21 protein-coding genes are annotated in these 21,659 nt (G+C 73.1%); 7 read left to right on the forward strand and 14 right to left on the reverse strand.

The genetic code is table 11. The annotated features are described in order from the left end of the window. Positions 1 to 67: 67 nt before the first annotated feature. Genes era through ACLQ14_RS07455 form a run of 4 tightly spaced genes read right to left on the reverse strand, consistent with a single transcriptional unit; the run spans position 68 to position 3,888 of the window. Entirely contained in the window at positions 68 to 1,006 is a 939-nt protein-coding gene (era, locus tag ACLQ14_RS07440) for a GTPase Era (protein WP_425811451.1), read from the reverse strand. Further along, positions 1,003 to 2,340: a hemolysin family protein gene (locus ACLQ14_RS07445; protein WP_425811453.1), complete on the reverse strand. Its 1,338-nt coding sequence runs from the start codon at positions 2,338 to 2,340 to the stop codon at positions 1,003 to 1,005. The genes era and ACLQ14_RS07445 overlap by 4 nt, the downstream gene beginning before the upstream one ends. A gap of 7 nt (positions 2,341 to 2,347) precedes the next feature. Next, positions 2,348 to 2,800 carry an rRNA maturation RNase YbeY gene (ybeY, locus tag ACLQ14_RS07450; protein ID WP_425811455.1) on the reverse strand — a complete coding sequence of 151 codons (453 nt, stop codon included), beginning with the start codon at positions 2,798 to 2,800 and terminating at the stop codon, positions 2,348 to 2,350. Continuing rightward, the gene (locus ACLQ14_RS07455) at positions 2,797 to 3,888 is read right to left on the reverse strand and encodes a PhoH family protein (RefSeq protein WP_425811457.1); all 1,092 of its coding nucleotides are present in this window, start codon (positions 3,886 to 3,888) and stop codon (positions 2,797 to 2,799) included. Before ACLQ14_RS07455 ends, ybeY begins: the two co-directional genes overlap by 4 nt. Positions 3,889 to 4,018: 130 nt before the next feature. Here ACLQ14_RS07455 and ACLQ14_RS07460 point away from each other — a divergent pair, with 130 nt between their 5' ends. Next, positions 4,019 to 5,329, forward strand: coding sequence for an ammonium transporter (locus ACLQ14_RS07460; RefSeq protein ID WP_425811459.1), 1,311 nt, complete (start codon positions 4,019 to 4,021; stop codon positions 5,327 to 5,329). 34 nt (positions 5,330 to 5,363) lie between these two features. Here ACLQ14_RS07460 and ACLQ14_RS07465 read toward each other — a convergent pair whose 3' ends face one another. After that, positions 5,364 to 5,708 (reverse strand): histidine triad nucleotide-binding protein, encoded by a 345-nt coding sequence (locus ACLQ14_RS07465; protein ID WP_425811461.1) that lies wholly within the window; start codon positions 5,706 to 5,708, stop codon positions 5,364 to 5,366. 237 nt (positions 5,709 to 5,945) lie between these two features. Between ACLQ14_RS07465 and ACLQ14_RS07470 the strand changes: the two genes are divergently transcribed. After that, complete coding sequence (locus ACLQ14_RS07470) at positions 5,946 to 7,625, forward strand: sodium:solute symporter family protein (RefSeq protein WP_425811463.1); 1,680 nt, start codon at positions 5,946 to 5,948, stop codon at positions 7,623 to 7,625. Between the two features lie 17 nt (positions 7,626 to 7,642). Continuing rightward, complete coding sequence (locus ACLQ14_RS07475; RefSeq protein ID WP_425811465.1) at positions 7,643 to 8,017, forward strand: hypothetical protein; 375 nt, start codon at positions 7,643 to 7,645, stop codon at positions 8,015 to 8,017. 79 nt (positions 8,018 to 8,096) lie between these two features. On the opposite strand, the gene ACLQ14_RS07480 is transcribed toward ACLQ14_RS07475, so the two are convergent. The 4 genes from ACLQ14_RS07480 to ACLQ14_RS07495 all read right to left on the reverse strand — a co-directional run bounded on the left by ACLQ14_RS07480 (position 8,097) and on the right by ACLQ14_RS07495 (position 12,694). Then, entirely contained in the window at positions 8,097 to 8,885 is a 789-nt protein-coding gene (locus ACLQ14_RS07480) for a 16S rRNA (uracil(1498)-N(3))-methyltransferase (RefSeq protein ID WP_425811467.1), read from the reverse strand. 7 nt (positions 8,886 to 8,892) lie between these two features. Continuing rightward, positions 8,893 to 10,011 (reverse strand): molecular chaperone DnaJ, encoded by a 1,119-nt coding sequence (gene dnaJ / locus ACLQ14_RS07485; protein WP_425811469.1) that lies wholly within the window; start codon positions 10,009 to 10,011, stop codon positions 8,893 to 8,895. A gap of 75 nt (positions 10,012 to 10,086) precedes the next feature. Further along, positions 10,087 to 11,115 carry a heat-inducible transcriptional repressor HrcA gene (hrcA, locus tag ACLQ14_RS07490; protein WP_425811471.1) on the reverse strand — a complete coding sequence of 343 codons (1,029 nt, stop codon included), beginning with the start codon at positions 11,113 to 11,115 and terminating at the stop codon, positions 10,087 to 10,089. 61 nt (positions 11,116 to 11,176) lie between these two features. Further along, entirely contained in the window at positions 11,177 to 12,694 is a 1,518-nt protein-coding gene (locus ACLQ14_RS07495) for an MFS transporter (RefSeq protein WP_425811473.1), read from the reverse strand. Positions 12,695 to 12,780: 86 nt separating this feature from the next. Between ACLQ14_RS07495 and ACLQ14_RS07500 the strand changes: the two genes are divergently transcribed. Next, positions 12,781 to 13,668, forward strand: a complete 888-nt coding sequence (locus tag ACLQ14_RS07500) for a DUF3097 domain-containing protein (RefSeq protein ID WP_425811475.1) — start codon at positions 12,781 to 12,783, stop codon at positions 13,666 to 13,668. A 12-nt stretch (positions 13,669 to 13,680) separates the two neighbouring features. On the opposite strand, the gene ACLQ14_RS07505 is transcribed toward ACLQ14_RS07500, so the two are convergent. The 4 genes from ACLQ14_RS07505 to lepA all read right to left on the reverse strand — a co-directional run bounded on the left by ACLQ14_RS07505 (position 13,681) and on the right by lepA (position 18,729). Beyond that, positions 13,681 to 14,754 carry a hypothetical protein gene (locus tag ACLQ14_RS07505; RefSeq protein WP_425811477.1) on the reverse strand — a complete coding sequence of 358 codons (1,074 nt, stop codon included), beginning with the start codon at positions 14,752 to 14,754 and terminating at the stop codon, positions 13,681 to 13,683. 195 nt (positions 14,755 to 14,949) lie between these two features. Beyond that, positions 14,950 to 15,426, reverse strand: coding sequence for a DUF4190 domain-containing protein (locus tag ACLQ14_RS07510; protein ID WP_425811479.1), 477 nt, complete (start codon positions 15,424 to 15,426; stop codon positions 14,950 to 14,952). Positions 15,427 to 15,539: 113 nt separating this feature from the next. Next, entirely contained in the window at positions 15,540 to 16,817 is a 1,278-nt protein-coding gene (hemW, locus tag ACLQ14_RS07515; RefSeq protein ID WP_425811480.1) for a radical SAM family heme chaperone HemW, read from the reverse strand. Positions 16,818 to 16,824: 7 nt separating this feature from the next. Then, on the reverse strand, positions 16,825 to 18,729 hold the full coding sequence (gene lepA / locus ACLQ14_RS07520) for a translation elongation factor 4 (RefSeq protein WP_425811482.1): 1,905 nt from the start codon (positions 18,727 to 18,729) through the stop codon (positions 16,825 to 16,827). Between the two features lie 16 nt (positions 18,730 to 18,745). On the opposite strand from lepA, the gene ACLQ14_RS07525 reads away from it, so the two are divergent. From ACLQ14_RS07525 to rpsT, 3 genes are all read left to right on the forward strand, one after another. Beyond that, positions 18,746 to 19,510, forward strand: coding sequence for a maleylpyruvate isomerase family mycothiol-dependent enzyme (locus ACLQ14_RS07525; RefSeq protein ID WP_425811484.1), 765 nt, complete (start codon positions 18,746 to 18,748; stop codon positions 19,508 to 19,510). Positions 19,511 to 19,531: 21 nt separating this feature from the next. Further along, entirely contained in the window at positions 19,532 to 20,053 is a 522-nt protein-coding gene (locus ACLQ14_RS07530; protein ID WP_425811486.1) for a type II toxin-antitoxin system PemK/MazF family toxin, read from the forward strand. 273 nt (positions 20,054 to 20,326) lie between these two features. Further along, positions 20,327 to 20,587, forward strand: coding sequence for a 30S ribosomal protein S20 (gene rpsT, locus ACLQ14_RS07535; RefSeq protein ID WP_425811488.1), 261 nt, complete (start codon positions 20,327 to 20,329; stop codon positions 20,585 to 20,587). 204 nt (positions 20,588 to 20,791) lie between these two features. Here the strand turns inward: rpsT and ACLQ14_RS07540 are convergent, their stop codons facing one another. After that, positions 20,792 to 21,553, reverse strand: a complete 762-nt coding sequence (locus ACLQ14_RS07540; protein ID WP_425811490.1) for a phosphatase PAP2 family protein — start codon at positions 21,551 to 21,553, stop codon at positions 20,792 to 20,794. Positions 21,554 to 21,659: the final 106 nt, after the last annotated feature.

The raw sequence follows: 21,659 nt of genomic DNA on the forward strand, positions 1-21,659 counted from the left end.
CCCGCGGCGCCGCGGCACCGGGAGGCGAACCCCCGGAGGCGACGGGGGCGGCCCCGCACGAGCCGGCTCAAAATCCCAGCCGCCGCAGCTGCTTGGGGTCCCGCTGCCAGTCCTTCGCGACCTTCACGTGGAGGTCGAGGTAGACCCGCGAGCCGAGGAGGGCCTCGATCCCGGCACGGGCCCGCGTGCCGACGTCGCGCAGACGCGACCCGCCGCGGCCGATCACGATGGCCTTCTGCGAGTCCCGCTCCACGTAGACGTCGACGCGGACGTCGAGGAGCTCGTCGCCCTCGCGGCGCGGGCTCCCGTCGGCTCGCGTCCGGGGCACGATCTCGTTCACGACGACGGCCAGCGAGTGCGGCAGCTCGTCGCGCACGCCCTCGAGCGCCGCCTCGCGGACGAGCTCCGCGACCATGACGGCCTCGGGCTCGTCCGTGAGCTCGCCGCCCGGGTAGAGCTCGGGGCCCTCGGGCAGGTGCCCGACGAGCACGTCCGTGAGCAGGCCCACCTGGTCGCCGCGCACGGCCGAGACCGGCACGACGTCCGCCCAGTCGCCCAGCGCCGAGACCGCGAGCAGCTGCTCGGCGACCCGGTCGCGCGGGACGGTGTCGGTCTTCGTGACCGCGACGACCACGGGCGTTCCCCGCCGCCCTCGCGTCATGTCGGCGAGCTGCGCGGCGATGTACCGGTCCCCCGGGCCGACCTTCTGGTCCGCGGGGACGCAGAACACGATCACGTCGACCTCGGTCAGCGTGTCGCGGACGAGGTCGTTGAGGCGCTCGCCCAGCAGGGTCCGCGGGCGGTGCAGGCCGGGCGTGTCCACGAGGACGAGTTGCGCGTCCGGCCGGTTCACGATGCCGCGGATCGTGTGCCGCGTGGTCTGCGGCCGGCCCGACGTGATGGCGACCTTCTCGCCCACGAGCGCGTTGGTGAGCGTCGACTTGCCCGCGTTCGGGCGGCCGACGAGGCACGCGAAGCCGGAGCGGTGGGCGTCGGCGGTGGTCATGAATGTCCTCTCGTGGCGGGTGGCTGCGTGGGAGACGGACCAGCAGCCGCGGTCCCGTCGTCGGTGTGATCGTCGTGCTCGGGCCTCTCCGCGCGCCCCACGACGAGCGTGGCGAGCAGGCGGCGCCTGCCCTCGACCCGGTCGGCGACCAGATGGAGGCCGTGGGTGTCCGCGACGGAGCCTGCGAGCGGGACCTTGCCGAGCGCCTTGGCGAGCAGGCCGCCCGCCGTGTCCACGTCGTCGTCCTCGATGCGGACGCCGAACAGGTCGCCCAGGTCGTCGAGCGCGAGCCGCGCGGGCACGCGGAAGCGACCGTCGCCGAGGCCCTCGATCTCCGGGCCCGAGCGGTCGTGCTCGTCGGTGAGCTCGCCGACGATCTCCTCCAGCGCGTCCTCGATCGTGACGAGGCCGGCGATGCCGCCGTACTCGTCGACGACGATCGCGATGTGGTTGGCGGCGGCCTGCATCTCGCGGAGCAGGTCGTCGACGGGCTTCGACTCCGGCACGAACACCGCGGGGCGGGCCGCGTCGCGCGCGAGCCGCTGCGCTCCTCCGTTGCCGTCGGTCACCAGCCGCGTCACGTCCTTGAAGTAGAGGACGCCGAGCAGGTCGTCGACCGAGCGGCCGACCACCGGCACGCGCGAGTACCCCGAGCGCAGGAACAGGCGCAGGGCCTTGTCGAGCGTCGTCGTGGCGGTGACGGTGACCATGTCGGGGCGCGGGACCATCACCTCGCGGACCATGGTGTCGCCGAGCTCGAACACGGAGCGCAGGAGCTCGCGGTCGTCGTCCTCGAACGCGTCGGACTCGCCGGCGCGCCGCGCGAGCTCGCGCAGCTCCTCGGCCTCCTCCTCGGGCCTGGGCGGCGGAGGGCGGACCACCGGGCTCAGCCAGCGCGTCGCCCGCACCACGACCCACAGCAGCCCGGAGAGGGTGCGGAGGACGGCGGGCGCGTGGGTCCGGCCGAGGCTGCGGGGGCTGAGCCGCACCAGCCCCACGGCGACGACGGCGCTGATCACGAGCGACACGAGCAGCACGGCCCACCACGGGTCGAGCCAGGCACCGACGGCCAGCGTGATGGCCGCCGTGGCCGCCATCTCGGCGAGCACGCGGACGAAGCTCGCGGACGCAGCGGCCCCGCGGGCGTCCTCGAGCAGGACCGCGACCCGGCGCGAGCGCACGTCGTCGGCGTCGGACTCGTCGCTCTCCTCGCGCGCGTGCGCCGAGAGCGAGCCCTGGCGCAGGACCGCCGTCTCGCCCGCGCTCAGGGCGGCCGCGAGCAGGATCCCGACGACGGCGACGAGGACGAGCAGCCAGACGGGCTCCCCGTTCATGCGGCACTCATCGGGAGGCGAGGAACGTCAGCAGGAGCTGGCGCTGGAGGCCGAACATCTCCTTCTCCTCCTCGGGCTCCGCGTGGTCGTAGCCGAGCAGGTGGAGGATGCCGTGCGTCGTCAGCAGGAGCATCTCCTCGACCGTCGAGTGCCCGGCCCTCGCGGCCTGCTCGACGGCGACCTCGGGGCACAGCACGACGTCCCCCAGCAGGCCGGCGGGCGTGACCTCGCCCTCGCGGCCGGGCCGGAGCTCGTCCATCGGGAACGACAGGACGTCCGTGGGGCCCGGCTCGTCCATCCACTTGACGTGCAGGTCCGTCATCGTCGCGGTGTCGACGAACAGGATCGAGAGCTCGGTCTGCGGGTGCACGTGCATCTGGTCGAGCACGAAGCGCGCGAGCGCGGCGAACTCGGCCTCGTCGACCTCGAACCCCGACTCGTTGTTGACCTCGATGCTCATGCGCGGGCTCCTCGGTTGTCGCGGCCGGGACGGTCGTCGCGGCGGTCGTGGCGGCGCTGTCCGGCGCCGGAGGCGACGTCCCACCGCGCGTACGCGTCGATGATGTCGCTCACGAGCCGGTGCCGCACCACGTCCGACGACGTCAGGCGGCAGAACTCGACGTCCTCGACACCCGTCAGCACGTCCTCGATGACCCGCAGGCCCGACGTCGTGCCGCCGGGCAGGTCGACCTGCGTCACGTCGCCCGTGATGACCATCTTCGAGCCGAAGCCGAGGCGGGTCAGGAACATCTTCATCTGCTCGGCGGACGTGTTCTGCGCCTCGTCGAGGACGATGAATGCGCTGTTTAGCGTACGGCCCCTCATATATGCCAGGGGCGCGACCTCGACGGTGCCGTTGTCGATGAGCCGCGGGATCGAGTCGGGGTCGACCATGTCGTGCAGCGCGTCGTAGAGCGGGCGCAGGTAGGGATCGATCTTCTCCGACAGGCTGCCGGGCAGGAACCCGAGCCGCTCCCCCGCCTCGACCGCCGGGCGGGTGAGGACGATCCGGTCGACCTGCTTGGCCTGCAGCGCCTGCACGGCCTTCGCCATCGCGAGGTACGTCTTGCCTGTACCGGCGGGGCCGATCCCGAACGTGATGGTGTTGGCGTCGATCGCGTCGACGTAGCGCTTCTGCCCGACCGTCTTGGGCCGGATCTGACGGCCCCGGCTGGACAGGATGTTGAAGGTCAGGACGTCGGCGGGGCGGCTCGCCGTCGGGGCGGTCAGCATGCCGATCGAGCGCCGGACCACGTCGGGCGTGAGCGGCGTGCCGGACTCGGCGATCTCGACGAGCTCGTCGAGCAGGCGCGAGACGAGCGCGACCTCGCCGGGCCCGCCGGCGACCGCGATCTCGTTGCCGCGCGCGTGCACGTCGACGCTCGGGAAGCCGTCCTCCACGGCGCGCAGCACCGAGTCACGGCTGCCGAGGACGGCGACCATGGGGACGCTGGGAGGGACGACGATGCGGTGCTCGATCCGAGGGCTGCTCGCGGCGCTGCCCTGCGCGGCGGGGTCGGGGGCCTCGGGACGGGGTGTCGATGTCATGAGCCGGCTGACGCCGTCGCTCTCCTTCGGATCTCGGGGACGGCTCGATGTGCCGAGTCGTGGAACCCCATCCTATCGACGCCCGTCCACCCTGTATTTTGACGCCGCCCACCCGAGAGGAACGCCCGCCATGACAGCCCTCCCGCACGCCCTGCTGTCCGCAGCGCCGGCGCACGTCGACGCCGGCGACACCGCCTGGGTCCTCGCGTGCACCGCGCTCGTCCTCCTCATGACGCCGGGCCTCGCGTTCTTCTACGCCGGCATGGTGCGCTCCAAGCACGTGCTGGCCATGATCATGCAGAGCTTCGCGTGCATCGCGATCGTCTCGGTGACGTGGGTGCTGGTGGGCTACTCGCTCGCCTTCGACGACGACGCCGGCGGCGGCCTCGTGGGCGGCCTGCACCTGGTCGGGCTGGCCCACGCGACGGCGGGGGTGCCGGGGACGGACCTCACGATCCCGCCGCTCGTGTTCGTGCTCTTCCAGCTGCTCTTCGCGGTCCTGACGGCGGCGCTCCTCACCGGGGCCACGGCGGACCGGATGCGCTTCGAGCCGTTCGTCGTGCTCGTCGCGGTCTGGTCTGTGGTCGTCTACGCGCCCGTCGCGCACTGGACCTTCTCGCCCGACGGCTGGCTCCACCGCCTCGGGCTCCTCGACTTCGCGGGCGGCACCGTCGTCGAGACGTGCTCGGGTGCGTCCGCGCTGGCGCTCGTCCTCGTCCTCGGCCCCCGGCGCGGCTGGCCGCGCGAGATGATGGCGCCCCACAACCTGCCCCTCACGCTGCTCGGCGCGGGGCTCCTCTGGGTCGGGTGGATCGGCTTCAACGCCGGCTCCGCGCTGAGCGCCGGGACGCTCGCAGCGAGCGCCGCGCTCGCGACGCACCTGTCCGGCGTCGGCGGCATGATCGGCTGGCTCGCGCTCGAGAAGCGGCTCACCGGCAAGGCGACGACGCTCGGCGCGGCCTCGGGCGCGGTCGCGGGCCTCGTCGCGATCACGCCCGCGGCCGGGTACCTGCAGCCGCTGCCCGCGCTCGCGGTCGGGGTCGTCGCCGGCGCGGTCTGCCTGTTCGCCATCCGGCTCAAGTTCCGGTTCCGCTACGACGACTCGCTCGACGTCGTCGCGGTGCACTACGTGGGCGGCGTCGTCGGGACGCTCTGCGTGGGGCTGTTCGCCGCGGCCGCCGTCAACCCCGCCGTCGCGCACCAGGGGCTGTTCCTCGGCGGCGGGCTCGAGCAGCTCGGCACCCAGGTGGTGGGCGTCGTCGCTGTCTCCACGTTCGCGTTCGCCGCGACGTACGCCATCGCGCGCGTGCTGCACGCGACCATGGGGCTGCGCGTCACCGCCGACGACGAGCACGCCGGCCTCGACGCCAGCCAGCACGCCGAGACGGCCTACGAGCTGACCACCACGTCGACCCTCGGGCGCGGGCACGGCCACGGCTGACCACCGACGGCGGCGGCGCGGGGCTCGCGTCGGGTCAGGCGGGTGTCCAGCCCAGCCGGGCGCCCGCGAGCACGTGGCCGTGGGTGTGGAAGACGCTCTGGCCCGACCTGGCCCCGGTGTTGAAGATCAGCCGGAACTCCCCCTCGTCGAGGTCGGTCGCGACCTGCTGGCCGAGCGCGACGACGTCGGCCAGGAGCTGCGGGTCCGCGGCCGCGAGCGCCGCGACGTCGCGGTGGTGCTCGCGTGGCACCACGAGCACGTGCACCGGTGCCTGCGGGTCGATGTCGCGGAAGGCGAGCGCGCGGTCCGTGGAGGCGACGACGTCGGCCGGGATCTCGCCGGCGACGATCTTGCAGAACAGGCAGTCGGGCTGGCTCATGGGTCGCCACGCTAACGCCCCGTCGGCCCTCGCGCGCGCGACGGCGAACGCCGTGCATCCCTCGCTCACCGCCCCGGTCGGGCATCGTCACCGACCGATCAGCTCCGAACACCTCCAGACCGTTTCCTGAGCGCAAAGTTGCTACATGTCCACGGTCCGTCGTAGCGTGCCGGAGCCCCACGGCGGCGCGTCGACTGTCGCCGGCGCTCCGTCGTCCCGTCAGCACGAAGGAGCCGCATGAGAGTGCTCGCCGAGACCACCTCGGGCATTCACCTCGACCTCGGATGGGTCGACTACCTGATGGTCGTCGTCTACTTCGGGGTCGTCATCGGCATCGGGTTCGTGGCCCGGCGCCAGGTACGCACGAGCATGGACTTCTTCCTGTCCGGCCGCCGGATGCCCGCCTGGATCACCGGTCTGGCGTTCGTCGCCGCGAACCTCGGTGCCACGGAGATCATCGGCATGGCCGCGAACGGCGCCCAGATCGGGATGTCGACGCTCCACTACTACCTCGTGGGCGCCGTGCCCGCGATGGTCTTCCTGGGCCTCGTGATGATGCCCTTCTACTACGGCTCGAAGGTGCGCTCGGTGCCGGAGTTCATGCTCCGCCGCTTCGGCAAGGCGCCCCACGCGGTGAACTCGATCGCGTTCGCGGTCTCGAACGTGCTCATCGCCGGCATCAACCTCTACGCCATGGCGATCGTCATCGAGGCGATGCTCGGCTGGTCGCTGTGGGTCGCCATCCTCGTGTCGGCCGGGTTCGTCCTGGTCTACATCACGCTCGGCGGCCTCTCCTCGGCGATCTACAACGAGGTGCTGCAGTTCTTCGTCATCCTGGCCGGCCTCATCCCGCTCACGATCGTCGGCCTGCACCGGGTCGGCGGCTGGGGCGGGCTCCAGGACTCGTTCGCCAAGACCGACCCGCTGCACCTGTCGGCATGGAAGGGCACCGGGATCGGCGACGTGACCAACCCGATCGGAGCGAACTGGCTCACGATCGTGCTCGGCCTCGGCTTCGTGCTCGGCTTCGGCTACTGGACCACCAACTTCACCGAGGTCCAGCGCGCCTTCTCCGCGAAGAACATGTCCGCGGCGCGTCGCACGCCCCTCATCGCGGCGTTCCCCAAGCTGTTCATCCCGTTCATCGTGGTCATCCCCGGCCTGATCGCGGCCGCGGTCCTCGGCAACCAGCTCAGCGGCGCGGACAACTCGGGCCTCACGTACAACGACGCCATCCCGAAGCTCATGCAGATGTACCTGCCGACGGGCGTGCTCGGCGTTGCCGTGACCGGGCTGCTCGCCTCGTTCATGGCCGGCATGGCGGCCAACGTGTCGAGCTTCAACACGGTGTTCACCTACGACATCTGGCAGCGATACATCAGGCCGAAGATGCCCGACGCCCACTACCTCAAGGTGGGTCGGCAGGTCACGGTGGTCGGCGTCCTCGTCGGCATCGGCACCGCGTTCATCGCCTCGCGGGCGGAGAACATCATGACGTACATGCAGACGCTGTTCTCGTTCTTCAACGCGCCGCTGTTCGCCGTCTTCATCGTCGGACTGCTGTGGAAGCGCATGACGGCGTCCGCCGCGCTCTGGTCGTACCTCGCCGGCATCGCCGCGCCCACCGTCGTCTGGATCGCCTACCTCAACGACGACACCCTGTTCTCGTCGGCCACGGCCGAGACCATGTACGGCGCGATCATCTCGTTCGTCACGGTCCTCGTGGTCGCCGCGATCATCACGCCGCTCACCAGGCCCAAGGACGTGAGCGAGCTCAAGGGGCTGGTCTACGGCGTCGGCAGCATCGACATGCGGGCAGGCGCGGTGGCCACCGACACCGCCTGGTACCGCTCGCCCGCCCTGCTCGGCACCGTGGCGCTCGTCCTGTGCGTCGTCCTCTACCTGCCGTTCCTGTGACACCCGAGGAGCATCCCGTGAGCCAGAACAGCAGCCCCCTGCACGAGCGCGTGCCGGCCGGCATGGTCTCCCACCACGCCGAGCTCACGACCGAGGAGCAGGAGGCGCACGTCCGCTCGACCCGCCGGTTCGACCTCCGGCGCATCATCGGCGCGATCTTCGTCTTCTACGGCGTTCTCGTGCTCGTCGTCGGCCTCGCCGACCCCACGGCCGACAAGGCGAAGACCGGCGGCATCGCCATCAACGTGTGGACCGGGCTGGCGATGCTCGTCGTCGGAGGGGTCTTCTTCCTCTGGGACCGCCTGCGGCCCGTGCCCGCCGAGGACATCCTCGCGAGCTATGAGGAGGAAGAGGAGGAGCGGGCCGTCGGCGAGGGCCGCGACCTGGGCTGAGCCCTCGCGACGGTCCTCGGACCGACGCACGAGGACGCCGCGCGGCACGGCCGCGCGGCGTCCTCGCTCGCGGGTCGGATCAGGCCCAGCGCCCCAGGCGCTCGCACAGCAGCGTGAGCGCGACGGGGCCCGCGGTCGAGGTCCGGAGCACGTGCGGGCCCAGCCGGACGGGGCGCCCGCCCGCCTCGGTGAGGCGCTCGAGCTCGGCGTCCGAGATCCCGCCCTCCGGCCCGACGACGACGAGCACCTCCGGGGTCGGGGCGCCCGGCGCGCCTGCCTCGGGCAGGGCCAGGGTGCCGAGCGGCTCGGTGGCGTCCTCGTGCAGCACCGCGACCCGGCCGCCGGCCGCGACGGTCTCCCGGACGACGTCGGCGAGCGCCGTCGTCGTGACGTCGGTCCGCACCTCGGGCACGCGGGCCCGGCGCGACTGCTTGGCCGCGGCCCGCACGGTCGCGAGCCAGCGCGCCCGGCTGCGGGCCGCGCGGTCGCCGCGCCACACCACCACCGAGCGCTCGGCCTGCCACGGCAGCACCGCGTCGACGCCCACCTCGGTCGCTGCCTCGATCGCGAGCTCGTCGCGGTCGCCCTTCGCGAGGGCCTGGACGAGCACCAGCCGGACCGCGGGCTCGGGCTCGGTCTCGACGGCCTCGACCCTCAGCTCGAGCGTGTCCCGCTCGGCCCGCACGACGACGGCGAGCAGGCGGGTGCCCTCGCCGTCCACGACGTCGACCCGCTCCCCCGCCCGGCGGCGCTGCACGACGCCCGCGTGACGCCCCTCGGCGCCGTCGAGCACGTACGTGTCGCCCGGCTCGACCCGCGACAGCGGGTCGGCCGCGCTGCGCTCGGCGAGGAAGACGGGCGCGCTCACGCGCCGCTCACCGCCCGGAGAGCTTGTCGCGCAGCCGCGAGAACACGCCCGGGTGGGCCGCCGACAGGCGCGGCTCCGGCTTCTCCTCGCCGCGCAGGCGCGCGAGGGAGCGCAGCAGCTCGGCCTGCTCCTCGTCGAGCGTCGTCGGGACCTGGACGTCCACGTGGACCTGGAGGTCCCCACGACCCGACCCGCTCAGGTGCCCCACGCCGAGCCCGCGGAGCGTCACGACCTGCGCGGGCTGGGTGCCCGCCCGCAGATCGACCTCCTGCTCGCCGTCGAACGTGTCGAGGGTCAGGTTCGCGCCGAGCGCCGCCGCCGTCATCGGGACCTCCAGCGTGCAGTGCAGGTCGTCCCCGCGGCGCACGAAGGTCTCGTGAGGGCGCTCGCGGACCTCGATGTAGAGGTCGCCCGCGGGGCCGCCGCCCGGGCCGACCTCGCCCTGCGCGGTCAGGCGTATGCGGGTGCCCGTCTCGACGCCGGCGGGGACGTTGACGGAGATGGTCCGGCGCTCGCGCACCCGGCCCTCGCCGCCGCAGTCGACGCACGGCTCGGGGATGACGGTGCCGAAGCCCTGGCACGCGGCGCACGGCGCCGTCGTCATGATCTGGCCGAGGAACGAGCGCTGGACACGCTGCACGACGCCCCGGCCCTTGCAGACCTCGCAGGTGTGCATGCTCGTGCCCGGGCGGCAGCAGGTGCCGCCGCACGTCCGGCACACGACGGCGGTGTCGACCTGGAGCTCGCGCTTTGCTCCGAACACGGCCTCCTCGAGGTCGACGTCGAGCCGCACCAGCGCGTCCTGGCCGCGGCGCGAGCGCGGCACCGGCCCCTGCTGCGCCTGGCCGCCGCCGAAGAACGTCTCGAAGATGTCCTGGAAGCCGAAGCCGCCCGAGCCGCCCATCCCGCCGCCCGGGGCGGTGGGGTCGACGCCGAGGTCGTACTGCTGGCGCTTGTCCTGGTTGGACAGCACCTCGTAGGCGCGGGACACGTCCTTGAAGCGGTCCTCCGCGTCGGGCCCGGCGACGTCCGGGTGGAGCTCGCGCGCGAGCTTGCGGTAGGCCTTCTTGATCTGGTCGGCGCTCGCGTCGCGCGGGACGCCGAGGATCTCGTAGTAGTCGTTCACCAAGTCACTCTCAGGCACGGGTGCGGGCAGGGATGTGGTCGGACGAAGCAGTCGGGGGCAGGGTCGCGGGCACGGTCAGTTCGCGAGGATGCGGGTCAGGTAGCGCGCGACCGCGCGCACCGACGCGATCGTCGCCGGGTAGTCCATGCGGGTGGGGCCGATCGAGCCGATCGCCGCGACGACCTCGCCCTCCGAACCGTAGCCCGTGGTCACGACGGACGTCTCGGAGAGGCCGTCGTACTGGGTCTCGTGGCCGATCCTGACGCGGACGCCCGACCGGTCGCCCGCGTCCTCGGCCATCTCGGTGAGCAGGCCGAGGAGGACCACCTGTTCCTCGAGCGCCTCGAGGACGGGACGCAGCGCGTGCTCGAACCGCATGCCGGTCCTCGCGAGGTTCGCGGTGCCCGTGAGGACGAGCCGTTCCTCGCTCTCCTCTGCCAGGGTCTGGACGATCACGTCGGCCACGCGTCGCGCGAGCTCCTGCACGCCGTCCTCGAGGCCCTGGGCGACGTCCTCGAGCGCGGAGCCGAGCAGCGGCAGCCGCTTGCCGGCCGCGGCGGCGTTGAGCCGTGCGCGCAGGACGGTCAGGTCGCTCTCGTCGGGCACGGACGCGACCTCGAGCATCCGCTGCTCGACGCGGCCGGTGTCGGTGATGATGACGACGAGCAGCCGGGTCTGCCCCACTGCGACGAGCTCGAGGTGCCGCAGGCCCGAGCGGCGCAGCGACGGGTACTGGACGACGGCGACCTGGCCCGTGAGCTCGGCCAGCAGGCGGCCCGCGCGGGCCACGACGTCGTCCAGGTCGACCGCGCCGTCGAGGAACTGCTCGATCGCGTGGCGCTCCGGCTGGGAGAGCGGCTTCACCGTGGCGAGGTGGTCGACGAAGAGGCGGTAGCCCGTGTCCGTCGGGATCCGGCCGGCCGACGTGTGGGGCTGGGCGATGTACCCGGCCTCCTCGAGGGCCGCCATGTCGTTGCGGATCGTGGCGGGCGAGACGCCGAGGTTGTGCCGTTCGGTGAGCACGCGCGACCCGACGGGCTCGCGCGTGCGGACGTAGTCCTCGACGATCGCACGCAGCACGTCGAGCCGTCGCTCCTCGCTCACGCGTCCTCCTGTCGCAGCCGGCCCGGGGACGGGTGGCACTCTCACCCCCGGAGTGCCAATCCTACGCCGCCCGGGTGCGTCCGTCGGGAGCCTCGCCGTCGTCCGCGCCGTCGCCGCGGTCGTCGGCGCGCACCCGGCGGCGCGCGTCCAGCAGCGCGACGACGAGCGCGCACAGGACCAGCCCGATCGTGATCAGGAGCCCCCGGCCGACCGCGGTCGCGCCGCTCGCCCCGGACGCCCGGGACCCGTAGTAGACGGACAGGACCGCCGAGATGCCGACCGCCGAGCCGACGCGCTGCCCGACCTGCAGCATGGAGCCCGCGACGCCCGCCCGACGCACGGGCACCTCGGCGAGCGTGAGCGTCTGGTTGGGCGCGATCACCAGTCCTGAGCCCGCGCCGGCGAGGCACTGCGTCGTGGCGACGACGCAGCACAGCAGCACCGTGCGGCCCGGCTCGTCGCCGATGATGCGGATCGCCAGGTCCGTGCCCGCGAGGCCGACCACGACGACGCAGAGCGCCACGACCACCACCGGTCGGCCCCAGCGCGCGACCGCCCGCCCCGACGCGAGCGCCGAGATGCCCGACGCGACCGCGAAGGGCAGCCCCACCAGGCCGGCCTGCAGCGCGGTCAGCCCCAGGTCGTTCTGCAGGAACAGCGTGACCACGAGGAACACGCTCGTGAAGCCCGCGAAGTAGGCCAGGCCCAGCAGCGCCCCGAACCGGAACGAGCGGAGCCCCAACACCTCGGGCGACAGGACCGGGTCGCGTCCCCGCCGCTCGTACCGGCGCTCCCAGCCGACGGTCGCAGCACCCAGCGCGGCCGCGAGCGCCAGGAACCACCAGCGCGCGGGCGCGTCGCCGGAGCCCGTGGTCAGCACGAACGGCGTCATGAACGCGACCGTCGCGGCCGCGACCCCGACCAGCCCGACAGGGTCGAGGGCGCTGCGGCGCACCGCCACCGGACGCGGCACGACGCGCAGGCCGTAGACGAGCACCACGGCGACGATCGGGACGTTGATGCCGAACACCCAGCGCCACCCGTCCTGCTCGCCGAACGCCTGGATCAGGAGGCCGCCGAGCAGCGGCCCGATCGCGGTCGCGACCCCGACCACGGCGCCGAACATCCCGAACGCCCGCGCCCGCTCGAAGCCGCGGAACTCCTGCTGGATGTACCCGGTGACCTGCGGGCTGACGACGCCCGCGCACGCCCCCTGCACGAGCCGCGCGACGGCGAGCCACTCGTCGCTGGGCGCCAGGCCGGCGGCGAGGCTCGCGAGCGCGAAGGCGACGAGGCCCGCCAGGAACAGTCCCCGCCGGTGCCCGGCGTCGCCGAGGCGGCCCGCCGGCACCAGCACCAGGCCGAACGCCAGCGTGTAGCCGGCGACCACGAGCTGCAGGGCCGTCGCCGACGCGTCCAGGGCGTGCTGGATCGACGGCATAGCGACGTTCACGATCGAGACGTCGAGCAGCGTGACGAAGCCCGCCGCGAGGCAGACCGCCAGGACCCGCCACCGCTGCGGGTCGGTCTGCAGGTCGGTCTGCTGGTCCGTGCCGTGCCCGGCGGCGTCCGACGTCATGGTTCCGGTGCTACCACGACGGGCCCGTCCTCGCCTGCGGCGGGTCGCTCACCGCCGTCGTCCGCGGCGAAACCTAGGGTGTCCGGGTGAGCTTCGACCGTTACGGCCCCGACGTCCTCGCCCCCGCCGCCGGCGCGGGCCCCGGCCCGGTGCGCGGCTCAGCGCACCACCGCCCCCGGCCCTCCTCGCGCCCCGTTCCCGCCGAGCGGGGGCTCGTCGTCGAGGACGTCGAGTCCGGCTGGGTGGGCGCCGTCGTGCGGGTCGAGAAGTCCGGCGGGATGCACGTCGTGGTGCTCGAGGACCGGCGCGGGCGGACCCGCACCTTCAGCCTCGGCCCGGGCTTCTGGCTCGACGGCGCACCCGTCGAGCTCGTCCCGCCCACCGCCCCGGCCGCGCCCCGGGCGCCCGCGCGGACCGCGTCGGGGTCGCGCGCCGTCGTCGGGCAGCGCGCCCGGGTGGCCCGCGGGTCGCGGATCTGGGTCGAGGGCAAGCACGACGCCGAGCTCGTCGAGAAGGTCTGGGGTGACGACCTGCGCGTCGAGGGCGTCGTCGTCGAGCTGCTCGACGGCGTCGACAACCTCGCCGACGCCCTGGCCGACTTCGCGCCCACCCCGGAGCGGCGGGTCGGCGTGCTCGTCGACCACCTCGTGCCCGGCTCGAAGGAGCGCCGCCTCGCCGACGAGGCGCTCCGGACGGTGCCGCGGGGCACGGTGCTCGTCCTCGGGCACCCGTACGTCGACGTCTGGCAGGCCGTGCGACCGCAGCGGATCGGGCTCGACGCATGGCCCGTCATCGCGCGCGGCACCGAGTGGAAGCTCGGGATCCTCCGCGAGCTCGGCTGGCCCGCCGACGGTCCCGGCGCGACCGGCCGCGCGTGGCAGCGGATCCTCGGGACCGTGCGCAGCTACGCCGACCTCGAGCCCAGCCTCCTCGGGCGGGTCGAGGAGCTCATCGACTTCGTCACCGCGGGCTGACGCACCACCGGATCAGAGCGGCATCGCGCCGGTCAGCCGGCGGTACGTGAACGCGTACGCGAGCAGGCCGATCGGGATGGCCGCGAGCAGGCCGACCAAGCAGACGATCGCGCCGAGGATCACGATGCCGATGGCGGCGAGGATGAGCACGATCACGACGCCCGGGTTCTCGCCGACCACCCTGAAGCTCGACCGGATCGCCGTGAACGCGTCCTGCCCGGCATCGAGCACGAAGTACAGCGCGAACGTCAGGAAGAACTCGAGGACCAGCAGGACGATCGGGCCGACGACCGGCAGGTAGCCGAGGACGAACGACAGCACGCCCACGACGACCGCGAGCAGGACGACCTGGCCCACGTTCCGGAGCCTGAAGAAGTCGCCGAACCGGGCGCGGCCCTTGTACGTGGTCGCCAGCGCCCCGCTCACGAGGAACGCGAGGACGACGTACGAGAGGATCGAGCCGACGGCTGCCAGCAGCACGTTCCCGAACCCGCGTGCGTCGTCGAGGCGCTGCTGCAGGTCCTCCGTGGACGAGCCGCTGAACGCGGCCCGAAGACTCGCGCTGAAGATGAGATTGATGACGACCGCGATCACGAACACCACGAGCACCGCGCCGATCCAGACGCCCGCGTTCGACCAGAACTTGCTCCAGCCGTACGAGACCGCCTGCCCGACCGTGACGGGGGCGCCCGTCGCCCAGCTGGGCTGGGTCGTGCCCGTCGCGGGCGGCGCCGCCGGGAAGCCCCCTGGAGGCTGCGGGTAGCCGCCGGGAGCCTGCTGGCCGTACGCGGGAGGCTGCTGGCCGGGGGGCGGATAGCCCCCGGGCGGCGGGTACGCGCCCGGCTGGGCGGGGGGCTGCTGACCGTACGGCGGCTGCTGCCCTGGAGGCGGGTAGCCACCGGGCGGCGGATAGCCGCCGGGTTGGCCGGGCGGGGCCGTCGGCGGCTCCGGCGGCTCGGTCGGCTGCGCGGGCTGAGCCGGCTGGCTGGGCGGCGCGGGCTGAGCGGGCTCCGTCGGCTCCCCGGGCTCGTACGGGGAGGTCGGCTCGTTCGGGTCGCCGCCAGGGCCGTTCGGGTTGTCGCTCATGTCGTCCTCGTCCTCGTCGCGTGGATCAACGGGGCCGGTGGACGCAGGACATCCGCCCCGGGGCCCAGCATGGCGCAGGACGACGGCGCTGTCGCGGGGGACGTGCGCCACCGGGGACGGATCGTCGCCGTCATCACCCGAGCGCCGCGGGGCACGTCGACCGTACGGGCTCGACGTGCCCGGCGGCGGTCCGCCTCACTGGGAGACGCGGTAGACGACGCCGATCACGGAGACCACGGTGCCGATGATCCCGAGGACGATGCCCGCCTGGGCCGCGCCGCGGTTGGTCGCCAGACCCTGCGCCACCGCTGCCTTGCCCTTGTTGCCGAGGACGATCGCGGGGATGCCGGCCAGGAGACCGAAGCACACGATCGACAGGATGCCCAGCACCAGGGCCCAGGTGCCCAGGTTGTTCTTGCTCGTCGCGGTCGGCGCCCCGTAGCCGGCCGCCGGGTACTGCGGCGCGGCCGGCGGGTAGGCACCCTGCGGCGGGAACCCGGGCTGCCCGGTCGGCTGCTGGGGCGGCGGGTACGCCCCAGGCGCCGGCTGCGCCGGTGGCGGGTAGGCGCCCGGCTGCACCGGGGGTGCTGCCGGCGGCTGCTGCGGCTCGTTCGGCTGCTGCGGCTCGTTCGGGTCTGCGCCCTGACCGGGGCCGTAGGGGTTCTCGCTCATATCGTCCTCGTCGCGTCGATGGGTGGGTCCCGTGAAGGTCGGGACATTCGCCCCGAGTGCCCAGCATCGCGCAGCAGCGTCGCGGTGTCACGGGTGGCACGCGGCGGGTCGGCTCAGTCCGTCAGCTCGCGGACCACGGCGTCGGCGAGGAGCCGGCCCCGCAACGTGAGCACGACCCGGCCCCGGACGGCCTCGCGTCCGTCGAGCAGACCGTCGGCGACGAGCCCCGCGACGGCGGCTCGTGCCCTCGTCGAGAGGTCGGCTGTGGGCAGGCCGTCGTGCAGCCGGACGGCGAGCATGACGCGTTCGAGCCGCGCGTCGTCGGCGGTGAGCAGCTCGCGCCCGGCCGCGGGGCTGCGGCCGGCCTCGAGGGCTGCGGCGTAGGCGCGGGGGTGCTTGACGTTCCACCAGCGCACACCCGCGTGCTCCGGCTCGGGCTCGTGCCCCGCACCCGGGGCCCCGACGTACGAGTGCGCGCCCGGCCCGACGCCCCACCAGTCGTCGCCGCGCCAGTAGGCGAGGTTGTGACGGCTCGCATGCGGGCCGTGCTGACCGCCGCGCGCCCAGTTGCTCACCTCGTACCACTCGAGCCCGGCGGCCGAGAGCAGCGCGTCCGTGAGCTCGTACTTGGCGGCCTGGTCGTCCTCGTCGGGCAGCGCGAGCTCGCCGCGCCGCACCTGGGCGAACATCCGGGTGCCCGGCTCGACGACGAGCGCGTACGCCGACACGTGGTCGACGCCGGTCGCGAGCGCTGCCTCGACACTGGCACGCCAGTCGGCCACGCTCTCTCCGGGCGTGCCGTAGATCAGGTCGAGCGACACGTCCAGGCCGGCGTTCCGGGCCCACGCCACGACCTCGGGGATCCGGCGCGGGTCGTGCGTGCGCTCGAGCGTCGCGAGGACGTGCGGCACGGCCGACTGCATCCCGAAGCTCACGCGCGTGAACCCCGCGTCGACCAGGGTGCGGAGGGACGCCGGGGTCACGGAGTCGGGGTTGGCCTCGGTGGTCACCTCGGCGCCGTCGGCGAGGCCCCACGTGTCGCGGACGCCGCGGAGCAGGCGCGCCAGGTCGTCGGCCGGGAGGACGGTCGGCGTCCCCCCGCCGAAGAACACGGTCGACACGGGCCGCCCGCCCAGCCCGGCATCGTCGAGCACGCGCGCGGCGAGATCGAGCTCCCGGAGCGCGGTGTCCGCGTACGCGACCTGCGAGGCTCCCCCGCCGAGCTCGGCCGACGTGTAGGTGTTGAAGTCGCAGTACCCGCACCGCACGGTGCAGAACGGCACGTGGACGTAGACGCCGAACGCACGCTCGGCTGGTGCGGCCGGTCGCACCCAGGCCGGGAGCGCGCCGTCGTCGGGGACGGGCTCACCCTCGGGCAGGGCGGGGCTCATGACTGCGTCACTTCTTCTTCGCGTCCTTGTCCGCGGTCTTGCCGCCACCAGCGGCGTCGGAGGACAGCGCGGCGATGAACGCCTCCTGCGGCACGTCGACGCGGCCGATGGTCTTCATGCGCTTCTTGCCCTCCTTCTGCTTCTCGAGCAGCTTGCGCTTACGCGTGATGTCACCGCCGTAGCACTTGGCGAGGACGTCCTTGCGCATCGCGCGGATCGTCTCACGAGCGATGACGCGGGCCCCGACCGCCGCCTGGATGGGCACCTCGAACTGCTGGCGCGGGATGAGCTCCTTGAGCTTCGCCGTCATCATGACGCCGTACGCGTACGCCTTGTCCTTGTGGACGATCGAGCTGAACGCGTCGACCTGCTCGCCCTGGAGCAGGATGTCGACCTTGACCAGCTCGGCGACCTGGTCGCCCTGGGCCTCGTAGTCGAGGCTCGCGTAGCCGCGGGTGCGGGACTTGAGCTGGTCGAAGAAGTCGAACACGATCTCCGCGAGGGGCAGCGTGTAGCGCATCTCGACGCGGTCCTCGGACAGGTAGTCCATGCCCAGGAGGTCGCCGCGCCGGGACTGGGAGAGCTCCATGACGGCGCCGATGTACTCGGCCGGGGTGAGGATGGTCGCGCGGACGACGGGCTCGCGGACCTCGCGGATCTTGCCCGCCGGATACTCGCTCGGGTTCGTGACCGTGACCTCGCTGCGGTCGTCGAGCGTGACGTCGTAGATGACGTTCGGGGCCGTGGAGATGAGGTCGAGGTCGAACTCGCGCTCGAGGCGCTCGCGGACGATCTCCAGGTGCAGCAGGCCGAGGAAGCCGACGCGGAAGCCGAAGCCGAGCGCGACCGACGTCTCCGGCTCGTAGACGAGCGCCGCGTCGTTGAGCTTGAGCTTGTCGAGCGCGTCCCGCAGCAGCGGGTAGTCCGACCCGTCGATCGGGTACAGGCCGGAGAACACCATGGGCTTGGGGTCCGAGTACCCGCCCAGCGCCTCCGACGCCGGCTTGCCCGCGTTGGTGACGGTGTCGCCGACCTTGGACTGGCGCACGTCCTTGACGCCCGTGATGAGGTAGCCGACCTCCCCGACACCGAGCCCCTTGGTCCGGATCGGCTCGGGCGAGATGACCCCGATCTCGAGCAGCTCGTGGTGGGCCCGCGTCGACATCATGACGATGCGCTCGCGCGGGCTCAGGCGGCCGTCGATGACGCGCACGTACGTCACGACGCCGCGGAACGTGTCGTAGACCGAGTCGAAGATCATGGCGCGCGCCGGCGCGTCCGCGTCCCCGACCGGCGGCGGGACGAGCTCGACGATGCGGTCGAGGAGCGCCGCGACGCCCTCGCCCGTCTTGCCCGAGACCTTGAGCACGTCCTCCGGGTCACCTCCGACCAGGCCGGCCAGCTCTTCCGCGTACTTCTCGGGCTGCGCCGCGGGCAGGTCGATCTTGTTGAGGACCGGGATGATCTCGAGGTCGTTCTCCATCGCCAGGTACAGGTTGGCGAGCGTCTGCGCCTCGATGCCCTGCGCGGCGTCCACGAGCAGCACCGCGCCCTCGCACGCCGCGAGCGACCGCGACACCTCGTAGGTGAAGTCGACGTGGCCGGGCGTGTCGATCATGTTCAGGGCGTAGGGCACGGAGGCAGCGCCGGGCGTGGGCGCGACGGCCCACGGCATCCGCACGGCCTGCGACTTGATCGTGATGCCGCGCTCGCGCTCGATGTCCATCCGGTCGAGGTACTGCGCCCGAGCGGCGCGCTCGTCGACGACGCCCGTGAGCTGGAGCATGCGGTCCGCGAGCGTCGACTTGCCGTGGTCGATGTGCGCGATGATGCAGAAGTTGCGCAGCAGCTCGGGCGCCGTGGCGGCGGGCTGGATGCGCACGGCGTCGGCCTGGGAGGGGATGGGGGGCACGGTGCACCATTCTCCCATGAGAGTTGACGCCATCGAGGACCCCGTGTGCGTGCTCACCGCCGCGCAGGAGTCGTTCCTCGACCTCCTCGGCCGTGCCGACCCCGAGGCGCCCGTACCGACGTGCGGCGCGTGGCGCGTCGCCGACCTTGCCCTCCACCTCGCCGGCATCCACTGGTGGGCCGCCGCGATGGCGCTCGGGGTGGACCTCGAGGGGACCGACGCGTCGCAGCCGCGCGAACGCGACCGGCTGGTCGAGATCTACGGCTGGGCGTCGGCGCACCTGCGCGCGACCCTCACCGAGCGCGCGCTCGACGCGCCGGCCCTGACGCTCGACGGGCCAGGCCCCGCCGCGTTCTGGTACCGCCGCCAGCTCCACGAGACGCTCGTCCACCTCGTCGACCTCCGCGTCGCCACCGGCGCCACCCCCCGCTCCGGCACCGCCGGCACCTGGTCGGCCGTCTGGGCCGACACGGTCGACGAGGTCGTGACCGTCATGCACCCGCGGCAGGTCCGGCTCGGCCGGGCGACGGCCCCGACCGTCGCGGTGGACCTCGTCACGACGGACGTGCACGGCCCGTCCGAGGCCATCGTGCTCGCGCCGCCGGTCGCCTCCTGGCGGATCGGGCCGTCCTCCGGCGAGGCCGACGCGCGCGTCGTGGGTCCCGCCTGGGCGCTCGCCCTCCTGCTGTGGGGCCGCCTGGCTCCCGACGACGACGCGCTCACGGTCAGCGGCACCCCCGCGGCCCTGCGGGCGGTGCTCGGCAGCACGCTCGTCCCCTGACGGTCGGCTACCTTGGCACGCGTGACAAGGAGCTTCTGGTCCGACCTGCTGGGGAAGCTCGGGCGCGCGCTGACCTCGGGCCCCGACCGGCCGAGGCCCGGACGACGTGCGGGCGCGCCCGCGCCGACGCGTCCGACGGCACGCGGTACCCGCGCCTACCCGGGCGACTTCACGGGCACCGTCCGGCCGGAGTACTCCCCCGCGCTCGACGGCGACGCCGACCCGGGCGAGATCGTCTGGACCTGGGTGCCCTACGAGGAGGACGCGAGCCAGGGCAAGGACCGGCCGGTCCTCGTCGTCGGGCGGGACGGCCCGTGGCTCCTCGCCCTCATGCTCACGAGCAAGGACCACAGCCGCGACGCCGCGGACGAGGCCCGATGGGGCAGGCGCTGGGTGGACATCGGCGCGGGCCCGTGGGACCGCAAGGGCCGGCCGTCCGAGATCCGCCTCGACCGGGTGCTGCGGATCGACCCGGTGCGCGTGCGCCGCGAGGGCGCGATCATGGACCGACGGACCTTCGACGCCGTGGTGGCCGGCCTCTGACGCTCGACCGACGCCGTGGTGGCCGGCCTCTGACGCTCGACCGGGCGTTCCGGGGCTGCCCGAGGCTTTGGTAGACTCTGAGGCTGCGTGTCCGCCTGGTTCCGGGCGTCGCGCCGGGCGACCACCCTCACGGTCTCCGGGTGCGGACCGGGCCGAAGGTCGGCGGGCACAGCTCCGGAACCTCACCACGGGTCCCCACCCCAGTCCCGGTACCGGAGTCGCCCTCTACGACCTGTCCCCTCGCTCCGGCGAAACACACCAGAGAGTCCACACGTGGCAAACATCAAGTCCCAGCTCAAGCGCATCCGCACGAACGAGAAGGCCCGCCTTCGCAACAAGGCCGTGAAGTCGGAGCTCAAGACGTACGTGCGTCGAGTTCGCGAGGCCGTCGCGGCCGGCGACAAGGACGCTGCGGCGACCGCGCTCACGACCGCGTCGCGCAAGCTCGACAAGGCCGTCTCGAAGGGCGTCATCCACAAGAACCAGGCCGCGAACCGCAAGTCGGCGCTGGCCAAGGCCGTCAGCACGCTCTGACGCATCGGGCGCCGTCGCGCCTCGATCACACCGGACGCCGCACCCCCTCGGGGTGCGGCGTCCGTGCTGTATCGGGAGCCACGCGCGTGGCACCCTCGCGCGCTGCCCGGGCCCTGAGTCGTCAGAAGCTCGTGAGCCTCGGGGCTCACGAGCTTCTGACACGCTGTGCGGCGGCGGCGCCGCAGCCGGAGGGATGCGGCTCGGTCAGCCGCGCCGGGCCTCGGGGACGCCGACCCGGCGGCGCTCGACGTAGGTCACGAGGCGGTCGGCCGCGAGGAACGCGACCGCGCCGCCCGCGGCGTCGAGCAGATAATGGTTGGCGGTCGCCAGGATCACGAGCAGCGTGAGCAGCGGGTAGACGATGCCGACGACGCGCTGCCAGTTCCGGCTGGCGCACCGCCACAGCGTGGTGCCGCACCACAGGGACCAGCCGAAGTGCAGGGACGGCATCGCCGCGTACTGGTTGGAGACCCCGGTGTTGCTCGGGCCGCTCGAGTCCATACCCCAGGTGTGGAAGTACGGCACGGTGTCGACGAAGCCGGCGCCCGGGAGCAGCCGGGGGGGCGCGAGCGGGTAGAGCCAGAAGCAGACGAGGCCGATGAGCGTCATCACGACGAGCGCCGTGCGGTAGTGCGAGTACACCTGCGGGCGACGCACCCAGAGCCAGACGAGCGTCGCGATCACCGCGGGCAGGAACAGTGTCGCGTAGAAGTAGTTGGCAGGCACCGCGACCCAGGGGTGCGCGACGACGAAGTTGTTGATCCCGTGCTCGACGTCGAGGCGCAGGCCCTCCTCGAGGCGGAGGCCGTTCCAGGCGTTGTGCTCGGCGAGCGAGCTGCGCTGGGGGGCGAGGTTGCGGATCACCGAGTAGACCGCGTAGACCGCGACGACGAGCAGGGCCTCGCGGCCGAGCGCCCGGGCGGACCGCTGGCGGACGCGCACGACGTCACGACCGAGCTGGGACATGCGCAGCCCCCTTCTTTCTGCGATGTTCCGCCGCGCGACCGCAGACGGGGACCTACGGGCGCACGTCCTCGTTGCTAGTGCATCCTAACCCGGGGTGTCCGGCAGT

The sequence above is a fragment of the Luteimicrobium sp. DT211 genome (assembly GCF_049844995.1).
Lineage (GTDB): Bacteria > Actinomycetota > Actinomycetes > Actinomycetales > Cellulomonadaceae > Luteimicrobium.

Coding starts and splice junctions, on each gene's coding strand:
- era (WP_425811451.1), bottom strand. CDS start 1,006: ATGACCACCGCCGACGCCCACCGCTCCGGCTTCGCGTGCCTCGTCGGC.
- ACLQ14_RS07445 (WP_425811453.1), bottom strand. CDS start 2,340: ATGAACGGGGAGCCCGTCTGGCTGCTCGTCCTCGTCGCCGTCGTCGGG.
- ybeY (WP_425811455.1), bottom strand. CDS start 2,800: ATGAGCATCGAGGTCAACAACGAGTCGGGGTTCGAGGTCGACGAGGCC.
- ACLQ14_RS07455 (WP_425811457.1), bottom strand. CDS start 3,888: ATGACATCGACACCCCGTCCCGAGGCCCCCGACCCCGCCGCGCAGGGC.
- ACLQ14_RS07460 (WP_425811459.1), top strand. CDS start 4,019: ATGACAGCCCTCCCGCACGCCCTGCTGTCCGCAGCGCCGGCGCACGTC.
- ACLQ14_RS07465 (WP_425811461.1), bottom strand. CDS start 5,708: ATGAGCCAGCCCGACTGCCTGTTCTGCAAGATCGTCGCCGGCGAGATC.
- ACLQ14_RS07470 (WP_425811463.1), top strand. CDS start 5,946: ATGAGAGTGCTCGCCGAGACCACCTCGGGCATTCACCTCGACCTCGGA.
- ACLQ14_RS07495 (WP_425811473.1), bottom strand. CDS start 12,694: ATGACGTCGGACGCCGCCGGGCACGGCACGGACCAGCAGACCGACCTG.
- ACLQ14_RS07505 (WP_425811477.1), bottom strand. CDS start 14,754: ATGAGCGACAACCCGAACGGCCCTGGCGGCGACCCGAACGAGCCGACC.
- ACLQ14_RS07510 (WP_425811479.1), bottom strand. CDS start 15,426: ATGAGCGAGAACCCCTACGGCCCCGGTCAGGGCGCAGACCCGAACGAG.
- hemW (WP_425811480.1), bottom strand. CDS start 16,817: ATGAGCCCCGCCCTGCCCGAGGGTGAGCCCGTCCCCGACGACGGCGCG.
- ACLQ14_RS07525 (WP_425811484.1), top strand. CDS start 18,746: ATGAGAGTTGACGCCATCGAGGACCCCGTGTGCGTGCTCACCGCCGCG.
- ACLQ14_RS07540 (WP_425811490.1), bottom strand. CDS start 21,553: ATGTCCCAGCTCGGTCGTGACGTCGTGCGCGTCCGCCAGCGGTCCGCC.